Origin of the sequence: Tenacibaculum sp. nBUS_03, from assembly GCF_051201695.1 — a bacterium.
Classification (GTDB): domain Bacteria; phylum Bacteroidota; class Bacteroidia; order Flavobacteriales; family Flavobacteriaceae; genus Polaribacter.
Genome location: NZ_CP179214.1, coordinates 708565 through 721773, shown reverse-complemented (window position 1 = coordinate 721773; position 13209 = coordinate 708565). Strand labels below are relative to the sequence as shown.

The window sequence follows — 13209 nt, the reverse complement described above, 5'->3', positions numbered from 1 at the left end:
GGCTTTTGAAATAGATTTGAATCATTACGATTTAAAGCAAATAATAGAAGACTATTTATTTTTAAAATCTGAAGTAATGGGGGTTTTAAATAAAAAACTTTCAGAACAATATACTTCTTAAAATAAGTTAAATGATTGAAAAGAATAATAGTAAAATAGAGGGAGAACCTTATAGTTTTTCATCGGTAGGAGTTGATGCGCTAAATTTTAATTTGTTGCTAAAAAAGTATTTAGGATCGTTATCTCATGATGCAACGCTATTTAAAAATTTTCCGGTTGTAATGAATTCTAGTCAAAAAGAAGATTTTATAAGACTGACAAACTTATTGAATGGTATTTTTGAAATGATAGTTCTAAACTATTTTAATGATGAAATGATACGGGAGTTGTATCAATTAGATAAAGAACTCGAAGATATATTAATGGAAGCATCTTCAACTCCGTATGAAGTTGGTATGTATCGTCCAGATTTAGTTTTTGATGAGTTAGGAGATCCAAAGATTTGTGAAATAGGGTGTAGGTACCCTATTAATGGTTGGATGATTAGTTACTATATAAATGAAATAGTAAAAGATCTAAAACCAAAAGAGCAGACTGATTGGGAATCTATTAATGAACAGTCAGAATTTATAATAAATTTTTCAAATAATTTTGATGTAAATGAGATATTGTATTTCGTTCACAATAAAGAAAAAGGAACGGAAGCATATTTAATGTTTAACGAGTTACAAAAATTAGGATTTACTATTAAAGATGTTTTACCAGATGATTTTGATGTTTTTGAAGATAAATTAATCTTTGAATCTAAAGAAGCTACTCAATTTATCCTTGAAATGGATAGGGAAGAGCTAAAGCAATTAAAACCTTCTTTTTTAAAAGCGTTGATACGATCTAAAAAATGTATAAATGATGTTCGTTCAATTATTTTAATTCATGATAAAAAAGTATTAGCAGCTTTATACGATGAGCAAATAATGAGAAGGTATGTAAACAATGAAGATTATATTTTTTTGAAAAAATTTCTTATTCCATCTTACACTTTAGATATAGAAATAATCAGAAAGCAATTAATTAACTCAGAGGATAATTGGATACTTAAAAAAAGTAGTGGAGGTAGAGGGGTAGAAATGTTTGTTAAAAACGAATGTAGTTCAGATGTTTGGGAAAAGATAATTAATGAAAAATGGAGTGAATACATGGTTCAAGAATACATACCACAAAAAAAGTTCTTTATAAAAAATACTAAAAGTAGTGATGAAGTTCATATTGTTGGAATGTTAATGGCTTACAATGAAAATTCATTTGGACTAGGAGTTTATAGAGGATCAAAACAAAGTATTATTAATGTTCATAGTGGAGCTTATATATTTCCAAGTGCTATAAGAATGAAGTAAATGAGATTTTCAATTGTAATTCCATTATACAATAAAGCGGCATATATTAAAGAAACATTACACTCTTTAGCAACGCAAAGTAAGTTACCTTTTGAATTAATTATCGTTGATGATAAAAGTACTGATGATAGCTTACAAATAGTGAAAGATTATTTAAAATTAGCTCCTAACTGTTTTAAAAATATTCGTGTAGAACTAGTAGAGTTAAAAAAAAATTATGGGATAGGGTATGCTAGAAATGTAGGTTTTTCAAAAGTTACTGGAGATATTGTTAGTTTTTTAGATGCAGATGATATTTATAAAGAAAGTTTGATTGAAACAACATCAAACATAATGTCTTTGTACAATATAAATTTTTTAGTTTTAGGGATAAAGTTATTTCCTAGCAATAGGGTGTATCCAAAAATTGATAAACTAAAAGAAGAGTTAACAGAGATAAAACCTTACCTATTTCGCATAAAGACACCTCTAAAAGTGATTACATCGCATGACTTTTACTTATTAGGATCAAATGTAATTTTAAGAAAATCGTATGGTGAATCAATTAAATACATTGAAGAGCCTATTATTTATGAAGGAATTGACTATTGGTATCGAGTATTAAAAAAAATTATACTTGAAGATAAGAATACTGTTGGTTTATTAATGGGTGAATTTTTAAAAGTTAGAGAAGTACCAGGAAGTGCTTCAAGAAAAAAGTATAATCATTGGAAAGAAATTGATTTTCCATCAGTGCTAACCCGATTTAAGGATAGTAAAGAACATTATGACAAACGATTAAAAGGAGTTGTTTCAAGACGTTGGATTAGTCATGCTATGAATAATTAAAAACTAAGTCAATCACTATTAAGCGTCATTAAACGACGTTATTACTTGGTTTATATGCTTTTATTCTCTTTAAAGTGTGTTTTTTATTCAAATAAAACCTTGTTTTATGGCAACTATTATGGCAACTTTATTAAATTTGTTACCAAACTGACAATTTATGTACTTTAGCTTAAAGAAAGGGAACGCTACAAAAAACAGTTTAATCATACTCCGCTACTTCATATCCCAGACACAAGGGAGGTTTGTTTTTTCAACTGGTTTAAATATATCAGAGAGCGATTGGAGTAATAAAAGTAAAATGCCAAAAAATATTCGTGGGCGTGATGATTTAATTCTAACCAAAAAGAAACTTCAAGAATATGCAGGGTTCTTAGAAAAAACAATAACTTCTTTAGAACTTAATAAAATTGAAGTAACTAAAGAAATATTAAAAGATAGGTTTAGGCAGGAGTTCAAATCTGAAAAAAAAGGACAGTTTATTTATTTTACTGATTTTGTAGATGATTTTATTATAAAAGCACCTGATCTTGTAAATAGAAGTACTAAAGAAAAATATACAGTATTAAAAATCACGGAATATAAAAACTCAAACAATAGAATAAAAGAATTCGAAAAGGAAGTTAAAAAACGTATTCGTATAAATGGATTTACATTAAAAGTTTATGATGAGCTTGTTGAGTATTTTAGAGATAAAAGAGGTTATTCTATTAATACTATAGGCATGTATATTAAGAATATTCGTGTTTTTTTAAAGATTTTAGAAGAAAAGAGTTATACAGTACATGCCGATTATAAAAAAGCTTCTTTTGCTAATTTAAAAGAAGAAAGTGTGTCTATAGCACTAAACGAAGACGAAATAGAGCAGATTTTTAATTATGATTTTTCAGATAACAAGAGATTAGAGAATTGTAGAGATTTAATGATAATAGGTTTATGGACAGGACTACGTGTGTCTGATTTTTTAAGTTTACCAGTTATAAATGAAAATGATAAATTTATTACGGTAGAGCCTCAAAAAACAAAAAAGACTTCAGGAAAGAAGGTGGTTATACCTTTACATCATCATATTAAAGAAGTTATAAAAAAAAGAGGTATGCCTAAAGCTGTGTCTAAGATAAAATTCAATTTGCAAATAAAAGAAGTTGGAAAGATTGTTGGTTTAACGGAAGAAGTGAAAGGATCTATAGGTGTTCAAGATAACAAAAATGACAGGTATAGAAAAAAGACAGGAGTTTATCCTAAGTATAAACTTATGAGTTCCCATACTTGTCGTCGTTCATTTGCTACCAACTTGTATAAAATGAACTTCCCTACTTTGTCAATAATGCAAATAACAGGACACACTACAGAAAAGAGTTTTCTAACCTATATAAAAGTAACCCCTACAGAACATGCCGAGAAACTACTTGAGCATTGGGAGATGTATTATAGAACCAAACAAAAAGAATAATTTTTTAATAGCTAAACGCTATTGTTTTAACATTTCTTTAACATATTTATTGAAGTGATATAGGGTTTTGCGTACAAAATGGATGCAGCGTTCCGTTTATATTTGTAAAAAATAATTCTGATAATGAAAAAAGTGATTGATATTCATGTTGTTGACGATGTTAATGTTGAAATAGAAGGGCATCAGGTTCTATTTGATTTGTCAGATGAGTTTAGAGTTGTTAATATCTCTAGAAATGGCTTAGAGGCTGTTAAATGGGAAGAGAAAAACAATTCAGATGTTATGATAGTAGATTTATGTATGCCTATTTTTGATGGTATAGAGGTAATGAAGTACATAAGCAAACACAAAATGGATACCAATGTTTTAATGTATTCAGGAATTGTTACTAGTGGTATTTTAAACGACCTTGTAAAAATGGGTATCAAATCGTACGTTTTAAAAAGTGAATCTATAGAAGATCAATTTTTACCTGCAATACGAGAAGTGAGTAATGGGGGAGTCTATTTTTCTGAATACACTAAATTAGTTTTAGATGAAGAAGTGCCTGAGATTAAGCCGATACAAAAAATTGATATATCAGAAAAAGTGTTATCCAAACAAGAAAGTCAGGTGTTAGGTTTAATGTTGAATGATGATAACATGGATATGGAAGAAGGCGAGTTAAAACAAAAAACCATTACCGATGTAATGCGAAGAGTACGAGATAAGTACAACGTTGCAAATAACGTAGCACTGGTAAAGAAATTATTTAAAAGATAAACCAAATACATAACCAAAGCTTTGCTATCTTTATGAGTTAATTAAAACTCAAAAAAGATGAAAAAATTACTTTTATTACTATTTGTATGCAGCTTAGCTTTTGTTTCATGTACTGATAATACTGAAGAATATGAACAACAATACCAAACACAAGCAACAGAAAAAGATGCCGAAACCACACCTAACAGTGACGGAGGATCAACAGTTGACGAGGACGAAGATTAAGAAATATTTTCTTTACATATTTGCATCATTAGTCCTGGTGGTTTCTTTTTTTTGCTTTGAGCTTTTTCCTGATTTTAGTGAAAAATACTTTGAGGCTGAAAAACAAGCCTTAGCTGCTAAAAAAAATAATACTGTTGCATTAACTAAAGTTAAAAATTATGCAAAAGGAACTCCAGTTTATGAAGAATATTTGAAAGCAAACAAACAAAAAAAAGAGGTTTTTAAATACTATAAATCTGTAATAAAAGATGAAAAATTTTTTGGATTTCGTTCAATACATTTTTTCATGAGTAAATTTGGTTGTTGGTTTGGCATACTTATATATTCTATGTTTATGCTCTTTAGGTCGTATTATTTAGAACGTAAAAATTTTGGTATGAAAGTGCTACACGGGCTAATGATTTTTACTGCCCTTTTCTATTTAGGATGGGTGTTTCAAGTAAATCAAGACTATAGTAAAGCTACCTATTATTTAATGACGATATTTTCTGCTTTTATGATTGTATTGGCGGTTTCTTGGATAACTAAATACAAAGAGCATAACCAAAAGAAACTTAAAAAGTATATATATGATATATCAAAAGTAGCATTGTTAAACTCCAAGCCCGAAAAAAGAAAAGAAGTACTAGAGGTAGTGAAAAAAATTACCAAAGGAGAAACCGTTTAACCCCTACAAAATATACAGTTTTTTATTAAAGGATGTTTTTCATCCTTTAGGAAACTGCTGCCCAAAACAACCCAAAAATGAGCTATAAATTACTACAAGAAATATTATATTTTAAACAAGTGAAACCCAGTTTTTCTGAGGCTGAAAACGAGGCTTTACGAACCTCTTTTTCTAAACAATTAAAATCGGTACAAATTAATAGCGATCCTTTTGAAATTGAATTTTAAAGTATTATTGGTTTATGTTTTTTTGAAGGTTATTAATGATATAACATCTTAAAACCAGAAATTTATTTTAAATAAATATGGTAAGTAAAATTTGAGGATAACATCAACTTTTTGGTTTGTATAAAAAAAGTAATAAAAGGTTGTTGTTGTCTTTAAATAATTAATTGTAAAAGTTATATTTGTGAAAAAAAACAACTTAACTAATAAAGATAAAAAGGAATGAAAGTTCCTTTTATCCGGAAGAATAAGCGGATAAACGAGAACTTTATTATCTATATAAGGAGTTAGCTGTAATAAAACCAAACCAACCGAAATATGAACTTTAAAGATGAAATGGATAGATTATTTAACCAAGCTCAAGATAAATTAGCAGAAGGAATATCAGCACTTTTGAGAAACATTAACGATAAAGAAAAAAGTGTTGAAGCGTTGACAAATATGGAAAATGAACCTTCAATTGATATTCTAAAAAGAATAAATAAAATAGCGATTGAAAAAGAAGATTATGAAACTTGTGAAGCTTTAAAATTATACTCAAAAAATAGAGGAATAAAACTTTAAAAATTATAATGAAAATACTTATTCAATCTGACATAGACGACAACCTTGAATTAATACAGGAATTCAATGATTATGAAATAGAAAAGCAAGAAGCTGATATTGGAAGTGGAGCTGATTGGTGGTTCACTCTATTAACAATTGGAGGAATCGCAGGAACAATATTTTTGAGCGGAAAAAAAATTGAAGAAAATATTGAAGCGTGGATTAAAATCGGAACGAGAATCAAAAATGTTTTAAAAAAGAAAAAGAAAATAAACGTCTTTTTGGACAAAGATGGAGCGACTGCATTAGCAATAAAAGAAATTAGTGACAAAACGGAAAAGCTAAAATCTATCGAATTAATTTTTGACAAAAAATTAAGTAATGGCGGACTTGAGAAAGTCTATAATGACGGAAGAAAAGCTGGAGATTTAATTTCGGAACCTTATAATTTTTATATTTTAATTTTCAAGGTAAACGAAAATGACCAATACATATTCTGTATAAAATCAAACGGAGAAATTAAATACAAAGATATTTTTAGCGATGCGTGGTTTGATTATAATTACGATTGGAATACGATTGAAAATAGAACAGATTACTACAGCTAACACCGTATATAATTTATTGCTAGTTCTAGCCTACTTACGAAAATCCTCGCGGATTTTCTATTCGGTTATTATTTGCTAAATTACGTGCTAAACCACGCAACAAACCATATACAACAACGTTATGTGTAATTAAAAAATTGTACTTGAAAAAAAATATTTACTTAATAATAACAATTCTAATTTTATGTTCTTGTAAAAACAGTAATATAAATGACTCTGAATACAAAAACTCAAAATACATATTTTATAAAATAAATGGACGATTAGGCTATTGGCAAAAAGTAGTTAATAACTCAGACTTGAAATACGAAAAAGGTCTAATTAATATTTTTTTTGATAATGGTAATCCATTTGCAGAAATAGAAATCTTAGATAGTTTACCGAATAGAATTGAGAAATTCTTTGATAAGGAGACAGCTAAACTAATAAAAACTGTCTGGATTAAAAACAACGAAGAATACAACAGAACATACGAGAATGGTTATTATAAACATTTTCATTCAGCAAAAGGAAAAATAATTATAGAAGAAGGTTTAGTTGAAAAAAAATTAAATCAAGGCTTATGGAAAAGATATTGGAGCAAGAGTGGAAATATTAAGGAAACTATCCATTTTAAAAACGGAAAACTTCACGGTGAAAGAAAATTTTATTGGGAAAACGGGAATTTAAAGTCCTCAGCTTACTGGAATTTGGGCAAACAATCTGGACGAGGATTCTTTTATTATGAAAATGGAAATTTAGAGGAGTCAAATTATCGATTCAATGAAAAACTTCACGGAGAATATAAAACTTATTATGACGATAAAACATTAAAAAAACATTGTAATTATTGGAATAACCAGACTTTAGACACTTGTAGAACTTATTATCCAAGTGGAAGTTTAAAAAAAATGGAATTATATAAGTTAGATACAATTAATCTTACTTCATATGGCAAAGCTTATTTTTATTATGAGAATGGAAATCTTAAACTGGAAACTGAAGTGAAAGATTACAAACCAGATGGAATATCAAAATATTATAATGAAGAAGGAAAGTTAATCGAAATTATGACTTTTGAAAATGGTGTAAAAATAGACTCTAAACCAAAATAAACTACACATAACAATGGCTATAATTAATAAGGGGTTTTGGTATTTAATCAAAAAGTTAGTCTATTTTTATAGAGTCCGCCAAATCTTTTGATTTGGCTTTAAAAATGAAAAAATTAAAATAAAATAAAAAGTTTTGGCTAAGTGCTTAATTCGAAATTAATCGCTTTTTAATTCCCGTACTAATCATAGCCGAGACGTTAGCTATAAATTAAAAGAATGAATGAAACATTTTCCATATTAATGATGTCTTCATGGATTTTGGGATTGATATTAATAATTATTTCAAATCCAACTTTGATTATATCTAAAATAAAAACCTCAGAAATAATTTGTGACAAACCTCATTATGGTTTCAAACATATTAGAAAAGCTATTTCTTTAACCTCAGACAAAAAAATTATTGAAAGGTTAAATAGAAAAATACGAATAAGGAAAATAGGTTTTTCATTTTTAATACTTACTCCAATTTTCTTTATCCTTGGGGGAATATTTGGACAACGATAAAAATTGAGATGAAATTACACAGGGTTCAATAAGATTTTATGAGAAAGTTAAGATAAATTATTCTAAAACAAAATATGGAATTTTACATTATTTAGACTTCTTGAAATGTGTGATTTTTCCTATTACAATTAAACATATCATAAGAGAAAAAAATCTATAGCTAACAAAATGTATAATAAATTGCGGACTATAGGTGACTTTAGAAAGTATTCGCTGAAACTGAACATCAATAATTTTTAGTTACATTTGGAAAAAAATCGCAACTAATCATACACAAAACGTTACCCAATATTTGAAAAAAACTTCCGTGTTCAAAACAATCATAAATTTTATAACTAAATTTGTAGGTCTCAAAAAGAAGACAGAAATGAAACAATATAACTTAGGATTTATATCTGACACAGACCTGTATAATCACGTACTTGAAACTGTAAAAGCATACAGTTGTGAAATGGATTTGAAGAAATTCAACAAAAACTTAATAGACCCAGTGAAATTAACTTTTGATACAATAGTCTACGACCAGTCATATAAAGAAACTATTGAATTTGAAGTCCTAAGACAACTAGATAAAACAAATTCAAACTTGATAGGTTATTTTCATCAAAACATATTCAAATATTTCTCGAAAGATTGGCAAGTTCCTAAAAAAGGGTATGATATTCAAAACCCCAAAGAAAAAATCTTTGTGGAAATGAAAAATAAGCATAACACAATGAATTCATCTTCTGGTGCAAAAACTTATATGAAAATGCAAGGAGTTGTAATTGCTGATAGTGATGCACAATGTTTTCTAGTTGAAATTATTGCTAAAAAAAGTCAAAACATTCCTTGGGTTGTTACGATAGATGGAGAAAAACAAAAACCAATAGAAAATATCAGAAGGGTTTCTATTGACAAATTTTATGAAATAGTAACTAAAGATAAACTTGCCTTTCAAAAACTATGTTCTATTCTACCAACAGTAATAAAAGATACTGTAGATAGTCTTAAAACAAAAAACAAAGAAAACACAGTATTTGAAGAATTAACTAATTTATCGCCTGATTTACTAACAAGTTTATATCTTCTTTCATTTGAGAAGTATGAAGGCTTTAAAGGTTTAAAATTTTAATTCTATGGCATTGTTAGATGAATATGAGGTAAGTAATTTACTTAATGTACCATTACATCGTTTAAATACTTGGGCAAATAACGGAAAACTAATTCCTGTAAAATTAAATGGAGTAAAAAAATACGACAAAGAAAGTTTGTTAAAATTCGATATTGCAAATGAGGTATTCAATTCTAAATGGAATGAATTTATAAAGATAAAACCTAAAAGAGATTTTACTTCAATTGAATTATTTGCTGGTGCTGGCGGAATGGCTATTGGAATGGAAAAAGCAGGTATTGAACACGTTTTATTAAATGAATTTGAAAAAAATGCTTGTAACACTTTAAGATATAATCGTCCAAAATGGAATGTTTTGGAAGATGATATTCAAAATGTAGATTTTTCAGAATATAAAAACAAAGTAGATATTGTAACTGGTGGATTTCCTTGTCAAGCGTTTTCTAGTGCTGGAAAAAAAAGAGGATTTGAAGATACAAGAGGAACACTCTTTTTTGACTTTGCAAGATGTATTAATGAAGTTCAACCAAAAGTATTTATTGGCGAAAATGTTAAAGGTTTATTTACCCACGACAAAGGAAAAACTCTTGAAGTAATAAAACAATCTATTAAAGATATTGGGTATACATTAATTGAACCAACGGTTTTAAAGGCAATGTATTACAAAGTACCACAAAAAAGAGAAAGATTAATACTTGTTGGAATAAGAAATGATTTAGCAAAACACGTTTCTGAATTTAAATTTCCAGAAAAATACACTAGAGTTTTAACTGTTGCTGACGCATTTAAAAAAGGAGAATTATTTGACAAGAATGTTCCTAAAAGTGAAGGTGTTGCATATCCTCAAAGGAAAAAAGAAATAATGGCAGAAGTTCCTGAAGGTGGTTATTGGAGAGATTTATCTGACGAATTACAAAGAGAATATATGGCTGGAAGTTACTTTCTTGGAGGAGGAAAAACTGGACTAGCAAGAAGATTATCTATGAAAACACCTTCCTTAACCATAGTTTGTTCACCTGCAATGAAACAAACTGAAAGATGTCATCCAACAGAAACAAGACCATTAACAGTTAGAGAAAGTGCTAGAATTCAAACATTTCCAGACAATTGGAAATTCCAAGGAGCAAAAGGACAACAATATAAACAAATCGGAAATGCAGTTCCTGTTAATTTGGCTTATGCTTTAGGATTAAGTTTAGTTGATTTATTAAACAGAATGGAATAAAAAAAACGTTGGGTAACAACGTATATAAAAATAGCGGTTTAGTCGCTAAAACCATAGTAAATGAATATAAATAAAGGTCTGTGTTTAACCGAAAAATTAGTGTATAAAATCCGCTATTATTCTTATACAACAACGTTAAAAAAATATAAACTCACTATAAAACACCTTTTTTTAGGTGTTTTTTTATGTCCAAGATTTTGTAATAAGAGATATACTTTATTGTAAAAATCGTTTGTCAATAGTCAATTTAATGATTTAGAAATAATATATTTGGTACTATTATAACGGAAAAAGAGGAAAAAAACGAAAATTCTTAATTTAATTTACTCCCCATCCATTTTTTTCATTTTATCTGAAATTTCATCTACACTAAGTAATAAACTAGCTAAGGCACCTGAAACAGTATCAATTTTCTCGGTGTTTTCTTTTTCAATTTTTTCAAGCTTTGTGTAAAGTAAATTTAGCTTTTCTTCGATTGGAAGGGAATTAAAGTTGGTATTATGTTCTTCAACTTTATCGTTTATTGTAGTTATATCATTTTTTGAAGAGAAGTTATTTTCTTTAATCACCATTGAGCCTTCTCCAGAAGAAAGCCATTCAAAAGAAATCAATGAAAAAGCATGTGTGAACTTTTTTAAGAAACTATGAGTTAGATATTTTTCATTTCCTCGGATAGCCTGATAGATTGTATTAATATTCATATCCATTTTTTCGGCAATGTTTTTAGTTGTCTTAATAACTCTTTGCCCTTTCAAAAATGCAATAGCTTCATCTAGCCGTTGTATTAATTCTTTCTCCATGATATAAATATTATCTATGTATAAAATGCATTAAATAAATATATAATATATTAAAATAATGTATTATACATGTTTTTAATGTATGTTTGTAATGTACTACACTTAACTATTCAAAAGTAAGTAAATACGACAAGAATACAATGTAGTATAGTTAAAATACCATAAATATAGGATAATTATATGGGGAGTACAGAGTTAAAGGAAAGTTTACCGCGTGGTGTTTTAAAACATATTAGCGAAACTTTTGGATATAAAAGTTATACCTGGGTTGGTAGGGTAGTGTCTGGTAAAGAAAAAGGAGATGCAAAAATTATTGAGTGTGCCAGCCGTATAGCAGCTGCTTATAAAGCAAGTGGTTTTGAGGAGCAAAAAGAAAAAATTTTAAAAGAATATGAATCTAACCAAACAAGAAAAGAAAGTGGCGCATTTAATTGCCAGCGAGTACTCTGAAAAAGAAATTGCTAGCGTATTATTTGTTGCCGAAAGCACGGTACATACCCATGCTCGCAACATTCGAAAAAAATTAAAGGTAAAGAGTATTGCAGGTATTACCCGTGAGTTTGTTTTAGCATTCGGTGATCCAAAACAATTTATAGCGGTGTTTTTGTTAACCATTCAATGTAGTATGTTTTTTACTGCTGAGTATGATGTAATGAGAAGGCCTAACAGAATGAGGGTAGTAAAAGTTAAAAAAGTTAGAAGAAAAGTATGAAATCGTTAAACATTACAGGCAAGGCTTTTTTACAAGAAATAGGTATTGCTTATAACTCACAAATATTACAAGAGCTAAGAGGCTTGGGGTTAGTAGGTTTTTTAAAATAGGTAAAAAATATAAAGAAGTTAAAAAAAATTCATAAAAATTAAAAAATATGGAGAGTACCTTGATAATAGGAAAAGACGAGTTAAACACACTATTAGAAAACATCAACAGGATTGCTATAAACACATACCATGAGCAACAAAGTAAAGAAACTTTTTTTACAGTTAGTCAGGCTTCGAAATTCTGTGAGGTTAATGAAAAATCCATAAGATATTGGGTTACAGAAGGTGTTGTTAAAAGAGGTTGCCAACAAAGGTATTATCTAAACTCAACAAAAAAAGGAAAGAGTGTACTTATTACTAAATATGACCTTATATGTTTTTTAAATGACACTAATAAAAAGAATAAAACATACACTTTTTCTAATGAATAAAATTTGGTTAGTTGATTTGCTCTCTTACATGTGGTAGGGTACATAAAGAGAGGTTAAAAAAGCATAGTTTTTCATTTTACAGAATGATAAGGTTTGTTAACAAGGCGGTTTTTATGCTTTCCGTCTTTTTTTTAAAGATTTTAAAAATGGGAAAAGAATTAATTAAACAAGTAAAAAATAAGCTAGAAGATGAGCGAGAATATAATTTTAAAAGTGAGTTCTGGACGAATGATATTCTGGCAATGTTTCAAGAAGTAGTAGAGGCTACTCAAGAGGTTATAGAAAATACAATTTAGTAGTATGTTGTTTAGTTAGATTTTCTTTTTTCAAGGTGTCCGTATTTCAATAATGCGGATGCCTGAAAAGAAAAGCCAACATAAAATAATGGTTTTCGGTACCAATTAAACCGAAAAGTTCTTTGACATAATTGTGGTAAGTAAAATTTAAGAATAACAACAACTTTTTGTTTGGTATAAAAATGAAATAAAAGGTTGTTGTTGTCTTTAAATAATTAATTGTAAAAGTTATATTTGTTAAAAAAACAACTTAACATATAAAGATAAAAAGGAAAAGTT

Annotated in this window: 18 protein-coding genes; 17 read left to right on the top strand and 1 reads right to left on the bottom strand. The window is 28.2% G+C overall.

The features are described from left to right. Positions 1–131 precede the first annotated feature (131 nt). The 13 genes from ACMFBB_RS03390 to dcm all read left to right on the top strand — a co-directional run bounded on the left by ACMFBB_RS03390 (position 132) and on the right by dcm (position 10641). Positions 132–1394, top strand: a complete 1263-nt coding sequence (locus ACMFBB_RS03390) for a hypothetical protein (protein WP_435263053.1) — start codon at positions 132–134, stop codon at positions 1392–1394. Then, positions 1395–2222, top strand: a complete 828-nt coding sequence (locus tag ACMFBB_RS03385; RefSeq protein WP_435263052.1) for a glycosyltransferase family 2 protein — start codon at positions 1395–1397, stop codon at positions 2220–2222. Between the two features lie 298 nt (positions 2223–2520). Further along, complete coding sequence (locus tag ACMFBB_RS03380; RefSeq protein ID WP_435263051.1) at positions 2521–3672, top strand: tyrosine-type recombinase/integrase; 1152 nt, start codon at positions 2521–2523, stop codon at positions 3670–3672. Positions 3673–3795: 123 nt separating this feature from the next. Then, positions 3796–4434: a response regulator gene (locus ACMFBB_RS03375; protein WP_435263050.1), complete on the top strand. Its 639-nt coding sequence runs from the start codon at positions 3796–3798 to the stop codon at positions 4432–4434. 57 nt (positions 4435–4491) lie between these two features. After that, entirely contained in the window at positions 4492–4659 is a 168-nt protein-coding gene (locus ACMFBB_RS03370) for a hypothetical protein (protein WP_435263049.1), read from the top strand. Positions 4660–4696: 37 nt separating this feature from the next. Then, entirely contained in the window at positions 4697–5326 is a 630-nt protein-coding gene (locus ACMFBB_RS03365; RefSeq protein ID WP_435263048.1) for a hypothetical protein, read from the top strand. A gap of 77 nt (positions 5327–5403) precedes the next feature. Next, positions 5404–5553, top strand: a complete 150-nt coding sequence (locus tag ACMFBB_RS03360; RefSeq protein ID WP_435263047.1) for a hypothetical protein — start codon at positions 5404–5406, stop codon at positions 5551–5553. A 315-nt stretch (positions 5554–5868) separates the two neighbouring features. Then, on the top strand, positions 5869–6114 hold the full coding sequence (locus ACMFBB_RS03355) for a hypothetical protein (RefSeq protein ID WP_435263046.1): 246 nt from the start codon (positions 5869–5871) through the stop codon (positions 6112–6114). Between the two features lie 8 nt (positions 6115–6122). Beyond that, positions 6123–6704, top strand: a complete 582-nt coding sequence (locus ACMFBB_RS03350) for a hypothetical protein (protein ID WP_435263045.1) — start codon at positions 6123–6125, stop codon at positions 6702–6704. Between the two features lie 143 nt (positions 6705–6847). Next, positions 6848–7798: a toxin-antitoxin system YwqK family antitoxin gene (locus tag ACMFBB_RS03345; RefSeq protein ID WP_435263044.1), complete on the top strand. Its 951-nt coding sequence runs from the start codon at positions 6848–6850 to the stop codon at positions 7796–7798. 216 nt (positions 7799–8014) lie between these two features. Continuing rightward, the gene (locus ACMFBB_RS03340) at positions 8015–8302 is read left to right on the top strand and encodes a hypothetical protein (RefSeq protein ID WP_435263043.1); all 288 of its coding nucleotides are present in this window, start codon (positions 8015–8017) and stop codon (positions 8300–8302) included. A gap of 367 nt (positions 8303–8669) precedes the next feature. Beyond that, positions 8670–9416, top strand: coding sequence for an Eco47II family restriction endonuclease (locus tag ACMFBB_RS03335; protein WP_271412399.1), 747 nt, complete (start codon positions 8670–8672; stop codon positions 9414–9416). Positions 9417–9420: 4 nt separating this feature from the next. Then, on the top strand, positions 9421–10641 hold the full coding sequence (dcm, locus tag ACMFBB_RS03330; RefSeq protein ID WP_435263042.1) for a DNA (cytosine-5-)-methyltransferase: 1221 nt from the start codon (positions 9421–9423) through the stop codon (positions 10639–10641). Between the two features lie 323 nt (positions 10642–10964). Here dcm and ACMFBB_RS03325 read toward each other — a convergent pair whose 3' ends face one another. Continuing rightward, on the bottom strand, positions 10965–11441 hold the full coding sequence (locus ACMFBB_RS03325; RefSeq protein ID WP_435263041.1) for a hypothetical protein: 477 nt from the start codon (positions 11439–11441) through the stop codon (positions 10965–10967). Between the two features lie 180 nt (positions 11442–11621). Here ACMFBB_RS03325 and ACMFBB_RS03320 point away from each other — a divergent pair, with 180 nt between their 5' ends. The 4 genes from ACMFBB_RS03320 to ACMFBB_RS03305 all read left to right on the top strand — a co-directional run bounded on the left by ACMFBB_RS03320 (position 11622) and on the right by ACMFBB_RS03305 (position 12930). Then, complete coding sequence (locus tag ACMFBB_RS03320; RefSeq protein ID WP_435263040.1) at positions 11622–11891, top strand: hypothetical protein; 270 nt, start codon at positions 11622–11624, stop codon at positions 11889–11891. After that, entirely contained in the window at positions 11833–12153 is a 321-nt protein-coding gene (locus ACMFBB_RS03315) for a response regulator transcription factor (RefSeq protein WP_435263039.1), read from the top strand. The genes ACMFBB_RS03320 and ACMFBB_RS03315 overlap by 59 nt, the downstream gene beginning before the upstream one ends. A gap of 157 nt (positions 12154–12310) precedes the next feature. Then, positions 12311–12634, top strand: coding sequence for a hypothetical protein (locus ACMFBB_RS03310; protein ID WP_435263038.1), 324 nt, complete (start codon positions 12311–12313; stop codon positions 12632–12634). Positions 12635–12780: 146 nt separating this feature from the next. After that, entirely contained in the window at positions 12781–12930 is a 150-nt protein-coding gene (locus tag ACMFBB_RS03305; protein ID WP_435263037.1) for a hypothetical protein, read from the top strand. Positions 12931–13209 lie beyond the last annotated feature (279 nt).